Origin of the sequence: Prosthecobacter sp., from assembly GCF_044378005.1 — a bacterium.
Lineage (GTDB): Bacteria > Verrucomicrobiota > Verrucomicrobiia > Verrucomicrobiales > Verrucomicrobiaceae > Prosthecobacter.
In genome coordinates this window covers 1-17,257 of the sequence record NZ_JBILYB010000023.1, presented here as the reverse complement: position 1 = coordinate 17,257, position 17,257 = coordinate 1, and the positions used below count along the sequence as shown (strand labels likewise).

Genomic DNA, 17,257 nt, shown 5'->3' with positions numbered 1-17,257 from the left:
TGCCTTTTTCTTGCTCCGCTACTCCGCCAGACTGCGCACATACTCGCGCAACGCGTCACCGATGTCCTCGCGCTGGAGCCCGAAGTGCAGGTTCGCCTTGATGAAGTCGAGCTTGTTCCCGATGTCATGGCGCTGGCCGTCGTAGCGCAGGCCGTGCAGCGGCTCGGCATTCATCAGCGAGGCCATGGCATCCGTCAGTTGAAGCTCACCGCCCTTGCCCTTCGGTGTCTTTTCCAGATGCTCGAAGATGAGCGGAGATAAAACATAACGCGCACTGACGGCGAGCCGCGATGGCGCGGCCTCGGGTTTCGGCTTCTCCACAAACTGCCGTGCGCGGATCAGCCCTGGCGCGATCTCCTCGCCGCCGAGGATGCCGTAGCGGCTGACCTTCTCCGCCGAAACTTCCTGGAGCGCGACAGCCGAGCCGCCATGCTGCTCCACCACATCGGCGAGCTGACGTGTGACCGGGCGCGCGGCATCCCGCGTCGTCACCACGGTGTCACCGAGCAGCACCGCGAAGGGCTCATCGCCCACATGATCACGCGCATAGAGGATGGCATCGCCGAGGCCGCCCATCTTGGGTTGCCAGATGAAATGAATGCGCGCCATGCTTTGCAGGCGGCGCAGGGATTCCAGATCCTCCGTGCGGCCCTTGGCCTCCAGCTCGCTTTCCAGCTCGAAGATCGGATGGAAGTGCTCCTCGATGGCGCGCTTGCTGCGGCTGATGACGATGAGGATGTCCGTGATGCCCGAGTCCACGGCCTCTTCCACGACATATTGAATGACCGGCTTGTCCACGAGGGGCAGCATCTCCTTCGGCACAGCCTTGGAGATGGGCAGGAAGCGGGTGCCGAAACCGGCGGCGGGAATGACAGCTTTACGAACTTTGAGCGACATGGGCGCAGAGGCTAGACGATGCCTCCGCGCTGGCAAGCCGTCCGTTCACTTCGCCGCCGTCTTCTTCACCGTCTTCCTGGCCGCGCGCTTTTTCACGGGCAGATCATCATCGAGTTCCTTCTGAAGCTCCATCGCACGCTGTTCCAGCGCAGCGATCTTCTTTTCCTTCTCCGCACGCTTTTCCAGAATGCGTCCGAGGCGCTTCCAGTATTTGCGATCGACGATGTAGCCCACGCAGTTCGGCTTCCCGCAGCGGCAGGGATGATCCTCCCAGGTGTCGAGCTCGAAGCCGTAGTTGTAGGTCAGCTCCTCGCCCTTCTTGATCTCACGCAGCGAGTAGATCCAGATGCGGCCCTTCATGATGTAGGCCTCGCAGTTGGCATCGCAGGAGTGATTGATCAGACGGGCCGGGTTGCCAGGGTAGCCGCCGTCGATGTCGTAGCGGGCATTCAGGGTGAAAATGTACACGGCTGCACCACCAGTCTTCTTCGCCTTCGCCTCCAGGGCCAGACCACGGCGGGTGCTTTCCGCCTTGGTGATCTTCTCGCCGACATATTCGATGATGGGCACATCATTGGGCACATCGATGCGGGCAAAGATGCCACGGTTGTGAATGGTGGAGCCGCGGACGACCCAGTACTTTTTCTCGGGAGCTTCAGGCATGAGGGGAAGGGGAGCGGATGTCATGCCGTCAGCCGCTGCAAAGTCAAGGCAACCCCCATTTTCATTTCAGGGCCATGCCTCGGCTCTTGACCCACCCGCGCCCCCTGCGCACACTCGCGGCCCATTCCTCCAACCCTGAACCTAGAACCCTGAACACTTGTTTATGAGCCGGAAAATTCGTTATGGCATGATCGGCGGCGGACGCGGAGCCTTCATCGGCGGCGTTCATCGCATCGCAGCGGCAATCGACCAGCAGATCGAGCTCGTCTGCGGCGCTTTCTCCTCCAACCCGCAAAAGTCCAAGGACAGCGGCGCCGATTTCTTCCTGCCAGCGGATCGCTGCTACGGCACCTTTGAAGAGATGATCAAAGCAGAGGCCGCGCTGCCTGCGGACAAGCGCATGGACTTCGTCTCCATCGTCACGCCGAACCACATGCATTTCCCGGCGGCAAAGCTCGCGTTGGAGAGCGGCTTCCACGTGCTCTCTGACAAGCCAGCCACCTTCAATCTCGCCCAGGCCAAGGAGCTGGCGGAGATCGTGAAGAAGTCCGGCAAGCTCTATGGCGTGACTTATAATTACACCGGCTATCCTTTGATGCGTCAGGCCCGCCAGATGATCGAGCAGGGCAAGCTGGGTGAGATCCGCAAAGTCGTCGTCGAGTATCCGCAGGGCTGGCTCGCCACCATGCTGGAAAACACCGGGCAGAAGCAGGCCTCCTGGCGCGTCGATCCCGCTATCTGCGGAGCCGCCGGTTGCATGGGCGACATCGGCACCCACGCCATCAACCTCGCCGAATACGTCACCGGCCTGCACATCAAGGAACTCGCCGCTGACCTCACCATCTTCCTCGGCAAAGAAGGCCGCCGCCTTGAAGACGATGGCAACGTGCTGCTGCGCTTCACCAACGGCGCGAAGGGCGTCCTGCACTCCAGCCAGATCAGCGTCGGCTGCGAAAACAACCTCAGCCTCCGCGTCTATGGCGAGCTGGGTGGCATCGAATGGAGCCAGCTCGATCCAAACACCATGATCGTCACCTGGCTCGACCAGCCGAAACAAATCTATCGCACCAGCATGGGTTACCTCGGCAGTGCTGCCGCAGCGGCCACCCGCACGCCTGCCGGTCATCCCGAAGGTTACCTCGAAGGCTTCGCGAACCTCTACAAAAACTTCACCAACCACATCCGCGCCATCGAAGCCGGCACCACGCCGAACCCGCTCGACATGGATTACCCGTCGATCGAGGAAGGCGTCGCCGGCATGGCCTTCATCGAAGCCGTGGTGGCCTCCTCCGCGAACAACGCCGCTTGGACCCCGCTCGACTTCACGCCGACCACACGCGCCAAGTATGGCGATGCTTCGCTGAACTCGGATCGCGGTGGCCTCAGTTAGTCATTGGGGATCACAGACGGGAGGACAGGCGAAAGCCTGTTCTCCCACATCCAGATTGGGGCACATTGGTGCGTCCGTAAAAAATGCAAAACCAGGCATGAATGGCACTCGGTTAAGCTGGGAGATCGTCCCAGAAGCGAGAGCGCCGCGCCGGTCGTAGGTTGGGAAGGTTTGGCGTCGGACGCGCTGCCTGCACGAGCCCATCTCTCCGCCAAACCAGAGCGCGGCGTTTTTTAAACCCTCCTTGCCAGCGGGCCATCACCGCCTAGCCTCCGCGCCCTCTTCTTTTCCTATGCTCGACATCCGCCTCATCCGTGAGAACCCCGATCTGGTCAAACAGCGCCTCGCCCATCGCGGCGGGGATCACTCTGCCACCGTGGATGAGATCCTCTCCATCGACACCGCCCGCCGCGCCGCCGAGACTGAGCGCCAGAAGCTCCAGGGCGACCGCAACCGCCTGAGCAAAGACATCGGCATCGGCAAAAAGAACGGCCAGGACACCAGCGCCATCGAAGCCGAGGTGAAGGGCATCAATGCCCGCATCGAAGAGATCGGCCGCGAAGCCGATGACGCCGATGTCCGCCAGCGTGACCTGATGCTCGGCATCCCGAACCTGCCGCACGAGGCCTGCCCCGTGGGCCACAGCGCGGAGGAAAACCCCGAGGTCCGCGTCTGGGGCGAGGTGCCGAAGTATGACTTCGAACCGAAGGACCACACGATTCTCGGCACGAGCCTGGGCATCCTGGACTTTGAAGCTGGCACGCGCATCACGGGGAGCGCCTTCACCGTGTATCGCGGTGCGGGTGCCCGACTGGAGCGCGCTCTGATCAATTTCCTGCTCGACCTGCACAGCACCCAGCACGGCTACACGGAAGTGAACGTGCCGCATTTGGTGAAAGCGGAGTGTCTCGTCGGCACCGGCCAGCTGCCGAAGTTCGGCGATCAGGTGTATCACAGCCCCACGGACGACCTTTACCTCATCCCGACGGCCGAGGTGCCAGTGACGAATCTGCACCGCGAGGAGATCGTGAAGCTGGAGCAACTGCCCATCAACTACGTCGGCTACACGCCCTGCTTCCGCCGCGAGGCAGGCAGCGCCGGGCTGGGCACGCGCGGGCTCATCCGCATGCATCAGTTTGATAAAGTGGAGCTGGTGAAGATCACCACGCCCGAGACGAGCATGTCGGAGCTGGAAAGCCTGACCGGCAATGCCGAGAAGGTGCTACAACTCCTCGGCCTGCACTACCGCGTGATCGAACTCTGCACGGGCGACATCGGTTTTGGTTCGGCCAAGACCTACGACATCGAAGTCTGGGCTCCTGGACAAGGCAGCTACCTGGAAGTGTCGAGCTGCTCGAACTTTGGCGACTATCAGGCCCGCCGCATGAACCTCCGCTTCAAGGGCGAGGACGGCAAAAACCGCTTCTGCCACACCCTGAACGGCTCCGGCACCGCACTCGCCCGCCTCTTCGTCGCCCTCGTGGAAACCTACCAGCAGGCCGATGGCACCATCGTCATTCCCGAGGCCCTTCGCGGGCATTTTGGTTCGGCGAAGATTGGGTGAAGGGAAGGAGTGCTCAGTTCGCAGTGCTCAGAAACTGAGAACTGAGAACTGAGAACTTTCCCCCTACCCCACCATCTCCAAAAAGATCTCCTCCAGATTAAGCCCCTGCTTTTCCTGGGCGGCGCGGAGTTCAGCCAGGGTGCCGACGAAGAGGAGCTTGCCGTGATGCAGGATGCCGATGCGGTCGGCGACCTCTTCGGCGATGTTCAGCAGGTGGGTGCTCATCAGTACGGTGGCTCCAGCGCGGCTCTGGCGCTTGAGTTCGGCTTTGACGATGCGGGCATGGATGGGGTCTAGCCCGACCATGGGTTCGTCGATCACGAAGACCTTTGGCTCATGCAGCAGCGCGCTGGCGATGCCGAGCCGCTGGCGGGTGCCGTGGCTGAGGTTTTCGATGCGCTGGGAGCAGTGCTCGTGCAGTCCGAATTGGGTGAACAGCGCCTCCGTCCGCTCCGCCGCGTGCGCCGGGTTCATCTCGAAAAGCTCGGAGATGAAGTGCATGAACTCGGGAGCGGTGAGCTTTTCATAAAACACGGCCACGTCCGGCACATAGCCGAGCAGGGCCTTGGCCTTCAGTGGTTCCACCTGCATGTCGATCCCGCAGAGCTTCACGCTGCCCTGCATGGGTTTCATGAGGCCGGTGAGCAGCTTGATCGCCGTCGTTTTGCCAGCTCCATTGGGCCCGAGAAAGGCGAAGAGTTCCCCAGGCTGAATTTTCAGCGACAGTCCGTCGAGCGCCTTCAGCGCGCCGTAATGCATGGTCAGGTTCTCGATCTCGATCATTGCGGCGATCTTGGCGTGAAAAGCGCAGGCCAAAAGCAGAAAGCAGAATTTCAGCTTGCCCGTGCTGCGGTCTGCGCCCTTTGCTTTTCGCCTCATGGTCCTCGCCGCTGCTGAACTTCCACCCCTTTTCATCCTGCTCGCGCTGATGCTGGTGGGCGTGGTGCTGATCTCGCTGCTGCTGCTGCGGCTCCAGCAGTCGCTGCTCGCGGGGTATTTTATTTGTGGGGTGGTGATCGCGAACAGCGGAATCATCGAGGCGCTCGGAGGCGGCAGCACACATGCAGCGATCTCCCAGATGTCGGAGTTCGGGGTGATGCTGCTGATGTTTACCCTGGGGCTGGAGTTTTCCCTGAGTGATCTGAAATACGTCCGCCGTCTGGCCTTTGTGGGCGGGGGCTGGCAGATGGGGCTCTGTGCGCTGGTGGCCGGTGCGGCGGCCTCGCTGTCTGGCATGGGCGGCACGGCGGCGATCCTGGTGGCGGTGGCGCTGGCGATGAGCTCGACGGCGGTGAGCCTGAAGTCGTTTCAGGATCTCGGGCACGAGTCCAGCCCCGGCGCGCGCATGGCCCTGGCGGTGGCGATTTTTCAGGACCTCTTCATCATCCTTTTCTTCCTCGTGCTGCCTCTGCTGCTGCCTGATGGCAAAGAAACGGGCAGCCTGCTGGCGCGGCTCGGGTCGCTGGCCGGACGTGGCGGGCTCTTTGTGGTGCTGGCGGGCGTCTGTGCGCGCTTGCTGATCCCGATGCTGCTGAATGCGGTGACGAAGACGCGCAACCGGGAGCTTTTCACCCTGAGTGTCGTCGGCTGCTGCATCGGCCTGGCTTTCATCGGCGGGATGCTGGAACTGGGGCTGGCGTTGGGAGCCTTCGTGGCCGGGCTGGCGGTGAGTGAGTCGATCTACAAGCCGCGCATCCTGGCAGATGTGATGCCCATCAAGGATCTCTTTTTGACTCTCTTCTTCGTCTCTGTGGGCCTGATGGTGGATGTGCGTCTGGCGGCGCAGCACTGGCAGGCGGTGCTCGGGCTGACCGTGGCGCTGATGCTGCTCAAAGCGGTGATCATCACCACCATCGCCCGTCGGCTCGGGCTGGTGCATCGTCAGGCGCTGATGGCGGGCATCGGCCTGAGCAGTGCAGGGGAGTTCTCCCTCGTGCTGCTGCAAAAGGCCGGCCCTGCCGGAGTCTGGAGTGCGGACACTCAGCAGATCCTCATCGGCAGCGCGGCGCTGAGCATGGGCCTGCTGCCAGCGCTGATGCGTGCGGGCGAGCCGCTGGGAGCCTGGATGGAAAAACGCGGCTGGGGCAGGGGAAAGCCACGTCTGCCGGACTCGGACATCCTGCGGCAGCGGATCAAAGGGCTGTCCGATCACGCCATCATCGTGGGGCACGGCCCGGTGGGCGAGAAGCTGAACAAGGCGCTGCTAGATCAAGGAATTGCGACCCTCGTGATCGACCTGAACGCCGAAACGGTGCGCACGCTGAAACGGCACGGGCAGCCGGTGCTCTTCGCCGATGCCGGGCATGAGGAAACCTGGGCGCTCTCTCGATTGAGCGAGGCCCGCCTCGTGGCCTTCACCTTTCCAGATGCGCCGATCATCGCCGAGGGGCTCTCGCTGGTGCGCCATCAGCGGAAAGACATCCCCATCCTCGCCCGAGCCCGCTTTGCCTCCGATGTGGAGCGCCTGAAGCGTCTCGGAGCCACCGTGGTGGTGAATGACGAGCTCGAAGCCGGGCGCTCCATCGTGGAGCAGGCGCTGGTGATGCAGGGCTAAAGAGCGGTCTCCTGATAGACATCCCTTCGCGGTGCCGTATCTCCAACCCCCCCAAATTCCTGCCCGCCGCTGCCACCAACCCCGCAGACGGCACGGCCTTTATCCATCTCATCTCTCGAACCATGCCTTGCCCTCGTCATTACCGCTCAGTCCTGCCCTTGGTCGCGCTGAGTGTGGTTCTGGCGGGTTGCACCCAGGGCTTTTACAAGAAGTGGGCCGACAAGGAAGTCTTCGGCATTTTGAAGAAGAAGTCCGCCGTCGTGTCCGGGGCGGATGACGATGTGCTTCAGAACATCACCCCACCGCCGCCGGTAGATCTGGCCACGCTAACGAAACAGGCGGAAACCACTGATTTCCTGGGTGAGCGCGCCTTCATCGAAAAAGGTGCACGTGTTGTGACTCTGCCAGATGCTCTGAATTTCGCCGTGCATCGGAATCGCATTTACCTCGGAAGGAAAGAGCGCGTCTATCTGAGTGCCCTCACGCTCACGGAGACCCGGCAGCAGTTCGGTCCTATTGTTGGAGGCGCTGGAGCTTCCACCATCCGTGAGACTCAGGTTCACAATCGGGTGAATGACTTTGTCCGCACCTCATCGCTAAACACGGATGGCATTCTTGGACTTGATCTCCTGATGAAAACGGGCGCGCGGCTTGCCATGGATCTCACCACGGACTTCACCCGTTTTTTCACAGGAGGAGTCCGGAGTGTCAGTGACTCACGAGCCGCAGTCGCCCTTAGCCAACCGCTCTTGCGTGGCGCTGGCGTACTTGTCGCCGCCGAGCCGCTGCGCCAGGACGAGCGTGATGTGCTCTACGAGATCCGCGATTTCACTCAGTTCAGGAAGATCTTTGCGGTGGACGTGACCCGCCAGTATCTGCGTGCGATCCAGGCCCGTGAGCAGGTGCGCAACCGCTTCATCGCCTACAAAGCATCACTCGACTCATTGGAAAGAGATCGTGCCCTTGCCGAGGCCAATTTGCGCTCCCAATCCCAGCTCAAGCAGATCGAGCAGGGGGGTATCACCTATGAGCGCCAGTGGATTACAGCCATCCGCACGTATGAAGAGGCATTGGATGATCTGAAGATCGTCCTCGGACTGCCGGTCACGGAAAAAATCATGCTCGACAACAACGAGATGAAGAAGCTCGAAGTGATCGATCCTAAGGGCACTGTGGAGCAGATGATCGACACCGCTTTGATCACCCGGCTGGACCTCTTTAACCAGCGTGATCGAGTTTATGACAACGAGCGCCAGGTGAAGATCGCCCACCAGAGCACCCTGCCCACGGTCAATGCCCTGGCGGGGTATAATATCGGCACACCGACGGGTGGAAGCACGACGGGCATCGGTGTGAATCACCGCCAGCGCCAGACATTTGCTGGACTCGACTTTGATCTGAACCTGAACACACTTCCCGAACGCAACGACCTCCGTGCTGCTCAGATTTCCGAGCAGGCGGCCCGCCGAACCTTGGAACTCGTCGAGGAGGAGCTGCGCAGCACCATCCGCACGGACTGGCGCGCTTTGCAGGTGGCCCGCCGCCAATATGACCTCGCCGTGAAAGGCCTGGAGCTTTCCCAAAAGCGACTCGAGATCGAGGAAGCGCTCATGGCCGAGGGCCAGGGCACCGCGCGTGACATCGTGGAGTCTCAGGACCGTCTGATCACCGCCCGCGACCTTGTCATTTCCACCTTGATCGACCACAACCTCGCCCGCCTCCAGCTCTGGACGGACATGGGCGTGCTGTTCATTCGGAAAGATGCCCGCTGGGCAGACGTATTGAAACAAGAGAAGCCCCAAGGAGACTCATGATGAAGAAGACGGCCAATTGGAAAACATGGACTTTGATCGGCACTGCCTTTGCAGGCACGGCTGGTTGGTTCATTCTGTCTCCCGGAGGCGAGGAGACCGCCGCCGTGCCCACCTTTTCTGCCACTCGTGGCCCGCTCCAGGTGGCGGTGCTCCAGGGCGGTGAGATCCGCGCTTTGCAGAACTACGAGGTCAAATCTGAGATCGAGACCCCGACAAAAATCCTCAGCATCATCCCCGAAGGCTACCTCATCACTGAGGAAGATGTGAAGGAGGGCAAAGTGCTCATCGAACTCGACAGCACGGACATCAAGACACGCATCCAAACACACGAGATCGAGTTTCAGACCACCGTCTCAAACTACATCGATGCCGATGAAGGCCGCGAGATCCAGCGCAGTGAAAACCAAAGCCTCGTCCGCGACATGAAGGAGGCCAGCACCTTCGCCCTCATGGACTTCGAGAAATATCTCGGACGCGACCTCACCACCAAGATCCTCGACGATGCCAGCCTGCCGAGCACGGTGGCTGCTCTCGACAAATACGTCGTCATGCTCGACACCCAGGCCAATACGCCAGTCGATCCAGCCGTCGCCAAAGCCACATCCGTGGGCGGCAAGCCTGTCGCGCCACCCGCCGCGAAAAAGATCACCGCCAAGCCAGTTCAGAGTCGCATCGACTTTTCCCCCTTCCTCGAAGGATCCGCCAGTGGAGACGGCGAAGCGCAGCAGAAGCTACGTCAGCTCGAAGACAAGATGCTGCTTAGCAAATCCGAACTCGCCGTGGCCAAACAGAAGGTCGAATCCTCCGAGCGTCTCGCCGCCCGCAGCTTCATCTCGAAGACGCAGCTCGAAAATGATCAGGTGACCTATGAAAAAGTCACCCTCGCCGTGAAGACGGCCACCACGGAGCTCGACCTTTTCAAGAAATACGAGTTCTCCAAGCAGTGTGCCCTTCTCCTCTCCGCCTACCGCGAAAGCCTCACACGCCTAGAGCGCACCGTCCGTGCGAACCGCTCCAAGATGGCCACCGCCGAAACTCGCTTTACGACCTCAAAGCGCCGTTACGAGATGGAACTTGCCCAGCGTGAAGATTTGGAGCGCCAGCTAAAGGCCTGCAACATCAAGGCTGTGCAGCCCGGCCTCGTCGCCTATGGTGATCTCGATGCAGGTGCCTCCTACAACTACAGCAACAGCATCGAAGAAGGGGCCACTGTCCGTCTCCGCCAGACCTTGCTCACCATTCCTGACATGTCGCAGATGGGAGTGAACGTGAAGGTCCATGAATCCCAGGTGAAGAAGGTGAAGATAGGCCAGACCGCCCTCATCAGAGTCGATGCCGAGCCCGGCATCGTCCTCGAAGGCCGCGTCGCCGAACTGGCCCTCATGCCAGACTCCTCCAGCAGCCGCTACACGCCGAACCTCAAGGTCTATCCCTCGAACATCCACATCACCGGCACGCATCCTTGGCTCCGTCCAGGCATGAATGCCAAGGTCGAGATCGTCGTCGATCAGCTCTCCGATGTCGTCTTCGTCCCCGTCCAGTCCGTTGAGGTCGAGCAGGATCAGCACTACTGCTACATCCGCAGCGGAGCCAAGCTGGAGCGCCGCTTCATCAAGACCGGCGTCTTCAATGACGAGTTCATCGAGGTCCGTGATGGCGTTCGTGCGGGTGAAGAGGTCGCACTTGCCCTGCCGAAGAAAGCCAACACCGAAGACGCCACCAAGCCTGCCTCTGGCACTCCTGACCAGCTGACCAAACCCAAAGGCAAGACCAAGGACAAAGCCAAAGACGTGGCCGCCATTCCCGCTGACAAGACATCCGCCAACTGATTTTGCCGATGCCCGAGCCGCTCATCAGCTTGAGGGACATTCGCAAGTCCTACCAGATGGGAGACGTCGTCAGTCAGGTGCTTCAGGGCATCTCGTTCGACATCTTCCCCGGCGAATACGTCTGCATCATGGGCCCCTCCGGCTGTGGTAAGTCCACGCTGCTGAACCTCCTCGGCTGTCTCGATCAGCCCACTTCGGGTGACTACTTCCTCGGCGGGCAAAACGTCGCTACCCTGGATGACGACGACCTCTCCGAGGCCCGCAATCGCAATCTCGGGTTCATCTTCCAGAGCTACAATCTGATCCAGCAGCTCACCGTCATGGAAAACATCGCCGTCCCCATGTACTATGGCGGAGCCGAGGACAGCAAGATGCGCGAAGTCGCCGAAAAGCTCGCCAACCAGGTCGGACTCGGTCATCGCCTTGGCCACAAGCCCAACGAACTCTCAGGCGGCCAGCAGCAGCGCGTCGCCATTGCCCGCGCGTTGTCAAACAACCCCATCGTCATCCTCGCCGACGAAGCCACTGGCAATCTCGACAGCAAGTCCGGCCAGGAAATCCTCGGCCTCTTCGACGATCTCAACGCTCAGGGCCGCACCCTCATCTTCGTGACCCACGACGAACGCATGGTCGAGCGCTGCACCCGCATCATCCGCCTCCGCGATGGATTCCTCGACCGTGACGAGCCCGGTGCCCGCGCGAAGAAGTGATCAAAACTCCCCGCGAAACACGCAGCGCGCGCTCGGGGTTTCGTAGATCGTGATCTCCGCCAGGCCGGGGAGCTGCGGCGCCAGCTTCTTCCACAGCCAGGCCGCCATGTATTCGATGGTCGGGTTCTCCAGGCCTTCGATCTCGTTCAGGTAGCTGTGATCCAGCAGCTCCAGCAGCGGCTTCATCGCCCGGCTGATCTCGGCGTGATCATAGACCCAGCCGATGGCGGGATTCACCTCCCCATCGACCGCGATCTCCACCTTGAAGCTGTGCCCGTGCATCTTCGTGCATTTGTGCGTTTCGGGGAGATTCGGCAGCGTTTGAGCGGCTTCAAAACGGAAGTCTTTGATGATGCGGGCGCGCATGGGGAGGCGGGATTAATTCGTGGCGGGCAGTGGCTTGGCGATCTGCTCTTTCGGCGGGAGGATGGTGACGCGCAAGCGATGAACCACGCCATCAAACGGCGTGCTGTTCGGGTACTCCTTCGGGCTCAGCGGACCGAAGCTCTGGCCCACGGTCAGCCCGGCTTTCGGCTGTTCCGGGAACCCGGCGGCGTAGGGCGCATTCGCCAGCATCTCGCTGCGGCTGGGGACGGCCAGAGACATCAGCCCATCGGCATCCATGCCTGCGCGGACATGGCAGGGACCGGCCTGGAGGCCATCACCGACGACCGTGGTGGCCACGCCGTCCTTGAACACACTCAGCGTCGGTTTCCCCGCCACGAGATGGAGCGCATAGCCGACCCTGGCATCGCCCTGGCTCACCAGACTGCTGTCCGCATCCACACGCGGATCATAGTCAAAAGAGGTCTCGATGAAGATGCCACGCCCAGTGATCTCCGGTGCCTCGGCGGCATTCAGCTCATCTCCCGGCTGGAGTTTGAGATGAATGGACCCGTCCGGGCTGGGGGCGATGGCGATGTCGTCCACCGGGCGTGCCGCACGCTGAAAATCCTCGGGGAAGAATTTCGCGATGTCCTTCTTCAGCAGCTCGTTCGTCGGAACTGCCGCCACATTCGTCCACTCATTTGGATCAGTTTGATGATCGTACAGCTCCTCGCTGCCATCCGCGTAGCGGATGTAGCGCCACTGCTCCGTGCGCGCCGCATAGCTCACCTCCGCACCGCCGCCCATGACCGTGATGGCCGGGCGCGGGCTCTTCGCCGCAGGATCACGCAGCAGCGGGACGAGACTGGTGCCGTCCAGATGCTCGGGAGACTTCGTCTTCGTTAGCTCGCACAGCGTGGGGTAGAGATCGATCAGCGAGACCGGCTGCGAGCTCACCGTGTCCGGCTGCGTCACGCCGGGAGCCAGGATGCTCAGGGGCACGCGCGTGGTTTCCTCCCAAAGCTTGCCTTTGTGCCACAGGTGCTTCTCTCCGAGATACCAGCCATGGTCGGAGGTGAAGACCACGATCGTGTTCTTCGCGTTTGGCCCCGCCTCCAGCGCCTCGATCACGCGCCCCAGCATGGCATCGCAAAAGGCCACGTTGGCCAGATACGCCTGCACCGCCTCCTTCCACTTGCCGCGCTTCACGATCTCATCGTGATGGCTGCCCGGCTTGTCGTGGCTTTTGGCAAAGGCGGGCACATCCGCCAGATCATCCGCCTTCACCTCCGGGAGCTGGATGGTCTCGATGGGAAACATATCGAAGTAAGCCTTCGGCACATACCAGGGCGGGTGCGGGCGGTAGAGCCCCACGGCCAGAAAGAAAGGCTTGCTGCTCTTCTTGCGCAGTTGATCCGAGGCCCAGGACACCACCGCGCCGTCATCCGTCAGCTCGTCCGGCACATCGATCTGGCCCCAGTCCCAGTGCCAGATGTCCAGGCCGTTAAAATTCTGCCCCGTATGCACCGGCAGATCCGGGATCTGCGTGCCCGCCTCCGGGAAGCGCACGTCCCAGGCCGCATCCTGCTCAAAGCCGCGCCGCCCGCCATGCCAGCCCGCCAGTTTGCCCTCAGGCCCGCCGTGGTTCGCGTGGAAGATCTTCCCCCCCGCCGCCGTCGCATAGCCCAGCCCCTTGAAGTGCTCCGGCAGCGTCGCTTTCCCCGCGATCTGCAGACTCCGCCGCCAGTCCTGCTCATTGCCGAAAACGCCGCTGCTGGAGGGCATCATCCCCGTCAGCAGAGATGTGCGGGAGGGATTGCACAGCGCGTAATTGCAGTGCGCATTCGTGAAGCGCATCCCCAGCTTCGCCAGCCGGTCCATGTTTGGCGTCTGCGCCTGCGGATGCCCGCCCATCCAGCCCACATAGTCCCGCAGATCATCCGCGATGATGAAGAGCACGTTCGGCTTCCCCGAGGCGCTGGAGCTGCGTTTCTTCGAGGACTTCGTGGCCGCATGGAGCGGCGCAGTCAGCAGACAGAGAAGCAGGAGAGGAATAAAACAGCGCGGGGGAGGCATCACCTGTACTGGAGCATCCGCCTGCCTTCCGTGCAAACTTTGAAAACAAGGGAGCTTGGGGGGGGGTTAACCATAATCTAAAGTTTTCTCGTAACGTTTGGGGGCCAAACCGGTAAATAAGGGTTGGATGTGTCGTGCGCGTCCTCCTTGCAGTCCTTGATGCCATGTCTCTCACTCTGCCATCTGACCTCGCCGGACAGGAGCCCGACCCGCTCGCCCTGGCCCTGCATCCCGGTAAAACCGCTGCCCACCTTGGCAAAGTGGCGGCCCACCTCAGCAAAGTGGGTGCTCACCTTTGGAATATCCCCGCCCAACTTTGGAAAGTGGGTGCTCACCCCGAAAAAGTCCCCTCCCACCTTCCAAAAGTGGGCGCCCACCTTTCAAAGTTCCCTGCCCACCTCGGCAAAGTGGGCGCTCACTTTTCAAAGTTCCCCACCCACCTTTCAAAAGTGGGTGCCCACTTTTGGAATATTCCCGCCCACCTTTTCAAGGTGACAGCCCACTTTTGGAAAGTGGGCGGCCATTTCGGTGGGGTGAGACTGCCCTTTCTCCGCCTCGCCGCCGCTCCCCAGCCTTTCGCCCGGAGGTTCCCCTAGATGGCTAGATTCGATCAACCGGGCGTCACCTACGACAGCCACATTTTTTATGACCAGCCAGATCCAGCCCCAAATCCACCCATCAAACCCCGCAAAACCATGAAACGTCAGGACTACTTCCCCCTCCGCATCGGCGACCAGGTCATCTGGCTGCGTAATTTTAAACTCAAGCTCCCTCTCCACGTCGCCTCCCTCGGCCTCGTGCCCGCAGACGTCACCGACGTCCTCCTGGAGGTCGATAATGCCATCTACGGCCTCGATGACTTCCGGGGTGCCCTGGAGACCGCCACCGCCGCCGGGTACACCTGCATCGACAAAGCGCTCTACGACGAAGCCATCCCCGGCAACATCGCCTAGATGGGCTTTACCCCGCCTGCCGGAGCTCCCGCCGCCGTTGCCCACGGCTGCCTGAAGCGTGTCTTCACCTACATCGCCGACAAGATCAAAAAATCTACCGGCTACAACGACGTCATCGGCGCTGACCTCGGCACCGAAGGCCCTGAAGAGGCTGCGCCCAGCCCCACCATCACCCCTGAGTTCACCCTGCGCGCCACCAGCGGCGGCAAGCTCGAAGTCGTTTGGGTTAAAAAAGAGTTTTATGGCATTAAACTTGCGTTTGATCTCGGCACCGTCGGCATGCAGACCGATACCGACCTCCGCCCCCACTACACCCTAAACTGGCTGCCCGGCCCCGGCCAGAGCGCCGTCATCAAAGTTCGTATTCGTTACCTTTACAAAGGCGAAGAATTCGGCAACTGGAGCGAGTGGCACACTTGGACCCTCACCGGGGCCTGATGATCTGCGCTCCCCGCCCGCTTCGCTCCCGTCTCCTGTCTCTCCTCCGCTAGCACTCCCATGAAAACACCCTCCCTCATCAAGACGACGCTGCTAATCCTGTCAGCCTTGATCATAGCCCCCTTGACACAAGCCGCCGTCATCCCCGGCCCTGCTTTTGCTTATAATCTGAGTGGCTGGGGCAACTCCGGTCTGCAAATCACCGCGGTGCAGAACACGAAACTCGTCAGTGTCGTGTTCAATAGCCAGGGGCAGGCGGACACCGTGCAAGTCCTGGACAATGCCAATTCCATCATCGCCAGCGTCTCCGTTCCCGCAGGTGGTCCTGCCGCCCAGCCATCACCCTGAACGCCCCCCTTCAGTCCGGCATGACCTACCGGCTCATCAATGTCACTGCATCCAATGGCCGCTGGGTTGATTTCACCAGCTTCCCCGTCGCCAATGCCGACATCCGCGTGGACGGTGCCTGGGGAAATGGCGTCAGCGTGCTGGCAATTGGCATACTAGAGCCCACCTATTGGTTCACCTACACCAACCTCACCACGGAAAGTCAGATCAAAGTCGCCGTGATTGGCCAAGGAGCGGGGTGGGATAACACAGGCTATCAGGCCATTGTGGACCAATTGAACAACGACACCTTTTACAATTTCACGGCGACACTGGTCGATCCGACGGATGTCGATACCGTGGGTGAACTAAATGCCTACAATGCCGTCGTCATCGGCAATAACGGCAATGGCGGCTCAACAGACACGATCTATGCAGCGGCGTTGAAGACCTGGGTGCAGGCCGGGGGCGGTGTGGTCATGACGGGCTGGGGTATCTATGGTTCTGATGCCACGGAGATCAATGACATCATTCCGGTCAACACGCAGGCTACCTATGACTATACTGTTAGTGGCACGCTGACTCTCAATGGCACCGTCCATCCTGTGACAACGGGGGTCTCCAACTTCCCAGTAAGCTCCTTCATTGAGTTTTCGTTCGGCGGCGTGGCGGACAGCGGATCGACCGTGCTGGCTGCCAACGCCAGTGTGGTCGTGGCTTCCAGCGGCAGTGGCAAAGCCGCCTACCTCGGTCCTATTTATTCGGGCAACACTGGCTATGGTAACAGTGATCTCCGGTCGGGCAATGCAGATCGCTTGCTCGAGCAAGCTGTGGCCTGGGTGGCAAGTGGGGCCTCCGCCCCTCCCGCCGTCCCTGAGATCGCCATCGCCGACTCGCTGGCGGTGAACATCCCGGATGCGGGCAGCAAGGCTTTTGGCACCACGGAGGTGGGCCTGAATCTCTCGCAGACCTTCACGGTGAACAACACGGGCACGGGCGCCCTGAGCGTCGGCGCGATCTCCTTTGATGGCACCAATCCGGGTGACTTCACCGTCACCACCTCCCCGGCGGCCTCGGTGGCGGCGGCGGGTAACACGACTCTTACCGTGAGGTTTGCTCCCCTGGGCGCTGGCGCGCGCTCGGCCGTGATGCACATCGTCAATGGTGACGCGGATGAGAATCCCTTCGACATCACCCTCTCCGGCACGGGCCTGGCTCCTGAGGTCGTCGTCCACAATGGCAGCCACAGCCTGGCTCCTGAGTTGAGCGACGGGCAAGTTACGGCGGTGAGCTTTGGTGGCACGGCTCAGAATGTGGCCAGCATCCGCAACTTCCTGGTGCGCAACACGGGTGACGCGCCGCTGGACATCACCACGATCACGGTTCCCTCCGGCTACACCACCAATGGTGCCGCTGCGGTGATAGCCCCCGGTGCTGACTACGGCTTCCAGGTGTCTCTGGAAAGCGCCACCCCGAACACCTACGCGGGCAGCATCACCATCAATAGCGATGACCTCAACGAGGCTGCCTTTGACTTCCCTGTGACGGGCTCCGTCGTCGCTCCAGGCAGTTCGCCTGTCGTCAATGTGGGTGGTGACATCGCCGTCCAGGGCACCACGGGCAGCGCCGTGCTCGGCGGCCCGGTCGGCTCCACGCTTTACAGCTTCATAGGCTCCCCTGCGCTGAACTCTAGCGGCGTGCTCGCCAGTGCGGTG

15 protein-coding genes are annotated in these 17,257 nt (G+C 61.3%); 10 read left to right on the top strand and 5 right to left on the bottom strand.

Annotation, left to right across the window (positions count from 1 at the left end):
* Positions 1–18: 18 nt before the first annotated feature.
* Together galU and AC6FTP_RS07070 are read right to left on the bottom strand one after the other, a co-directional pair.
* Positions 19–897: a UTP--glucose-1-phosphate uridylyltransferase GalU gene (galU, locus tag AC6FTP_RS07075; RefSeq protein WP_497206208.1), complete on the bottom strand. Its 879-nt coding sequence runs from the start codon at positions 895–897 to the stop codon at positions 19–21.
* Between the two features lie 45 nt (positions 898–942).
* Positions 943–1,560 (bottom strand): SET domain-containing protein, encoded by a 618-nt coding sequence (locus AC6FTP_RS07070; RefSeq protein ID WP_497206207.1) that lies wholly within the window; start codon positions 1,558–1,560, stop codon positions 943–945.
* Positions 1,561–1,723: 163 nt separating this feature from the next.
* Here AC6FTP_RS07070 and AC6FTP_RS07065 point away from each other — a divergent pair, with 163 nt between their 5' ends.
* Together AC6FTP_RS07065 and serS are read left to right on the top strand one after the other, a co-directional pair.
* Positions 1,724–2,950: a Gfo/Idh/MocA family protein gene (locus tag AC6FTP_RS07065; RefSeq protein ID WP_497206206.1), complete on the top strand. Its 1,227-nt coding sequence runs from the start codon at positions 1,724–1,726 to the stop codon at positions 2,948–2,950.
* 292 nt (positions 2,951–3,242) lie between these two features.
* Positions 3,243–4,514: a serine--tRNA ligase gene (gene serS / locus AC6FTP_RS07060; RefSeq protein WP_497206205.1), complete on the top strand. Its 1,272-nt coding sequence runs from the start codon at positions 3,243–3,245 to the stop codon at positions 4,512–4,514.
* A gap of 63 nt (positions 4,515–4,577) precedes the next feature.
* Here serS and AC6FTP_RS07055 read toward each other — a convergent pair whose 3' ends face one another.
* Positions 4,578–5,393 (bottom strand): ABC transporter ATP-binding protein, encoded by an 816-nt coding sequence (locus AC6FTP_RS07055; RefSeq protein WP_497206204.1) that lies wholly within the window; start codon positions 5,391–5,393, stop codon positions 4,578–4,580.
* Here AC6FTP_RS07055 and AC6FTP_RS07050 point away from each other — a divergent pair.
* The 4 genes from AC6FTP_RS07050 (at position 5,392) to AC6FTP_RS07035 (ending at position 11,421) form a co-directional block, all read left to right on the top strand.
* Positions 5,392–7,068 (top strand): cation:proton antiporter domain-containing protein, encoded by a 1,677-nt coding sequence (locus AC6FTP_RS07050; protein ID WP_497206203.1) that lies wholly within the window; start codon positions 5,392–5,394, stop codon positions 7,066–7,068. The two genes, AC6FTP_RS07055 and AC6FTP_RS07050, sit on opposite strands and share 2 nt — an antisense overlap.
* Before the next feature lie 122 nt (positions 7,069–7,190).
* Positions 7,191–8,882: a TolC family protein gene (locus AC6FTP_RS07045; protein WP_497206202.1), complete on the top strand. Its 1,692-nt coding sequence runs from the start codon at positions 7,191–7,193 to the stop codon at positions 8,880–8,882.
* Positions 8,879–10,711: an efflux RND transporter periplasmic adaptor subunit gene (locus AC6FTP_RS07040; protein WP_497206201.1), complete on the top strand. Its 1,833-nt coding sequence runs from the start codon at positions 8,879–8,881 to the stop codon at positions 10,709–10,711. The genes AC6FTP_RS07045 and AC6FTP_RS07040 overlap by 4 nt, the downstream gene beginning before the upstream one ends.
* Before the next feature lie 8 nt (positions 10,712–10,719).
* A complete protein-coding gene (locus tag AC6FTP_RS07035; RefSeq protein WP_497206200.1) occupies positions 10,720–11,421 on the top strand; it encodes an ABC transporter ATP-binding protein in 702 nt (233 codons plus the stop codon).
* Here the strand turns inward: AC6FTP_RS07035 and queD are convergent, their stop codons facing one another.
* Both queD and AC6FTP_RS07025 read right to left on the bottom strand, forming a co-directional pair.
* On the bottom strand, positions 11,422–11,787 hold the full coding sequence (queD, locus tag AC6FTP_RS07030) for a 6-carboxytetrahydropterin synthase QueD (protein WP_497206199.1): 366 nt from the start codon (positions 11,785–11,787) through the stop codon (positions 11,422–11,424).
* A 12-nt stretch (positions 11,788–11,799) separates the two neighbouring features.
* Complete coding sequence (locus AC6FTP_RS07025) at positions 11,800–13,824, bottom strand: sulfatase (RefSeq protein WP_497206198.1); 2,025 nt, start codon at positions 13,822–13,824, stop codon at positions 11,800–11,802.
* 695 nt (positions 13,825–14,519) lie between these two features.
* Between AC6FTP_RS07025 and AC6FTP_RS07020 the strand changes: the two genes are divergently transcribed.
* The 4 genes from AC6FTP_RS07020 to AC6FTP_RS07005 form a co-directional block, all read left to right on the top strand.
* The gene (locus AC6FTP_RS07020; RefSeq protein WP_497206197.1) at positions 14,520–14,777 is read left to right on the top strand and encodes a hypothetical protein; all 258 of its coding nucleotides are present in this window, start codon (positions 14,520–14,522) and stop codon (positions 14,775–14,777) included.
* A complete protein-coding gene (locus AC6FTP_RS07015) occupies positions 14,778–15,215 on the top strand; it encodes a hypothetical protein (protein ID WP_497206196.1) in 438 nt (145 codons plus the stop codon).
* Between the two features lie 60 nt (positions 15,216–15,275).
* Positions 15,276–15,563 carry a hypothetical protein gene (locus tag AC6FTP_RS07010; protein WP_497206195.1) on the top strand — a complete coding sequence of 96 codons (288 nt, stop codon included), beginning with the start codon at positions 15,276–15,278 and terminating at the stop codon, positions 15,561–15,563.
* 20 nt (positions 15,564–15,583) lie between these two features.
* On the top strand, positions 15,584–17,257 hold a 1,674-nt coding region (locus tag AC6FTP_RS07005), incomplete at its 3' end, for a choice-of-anchor D domain-containing protein (protein WP_497206194.1).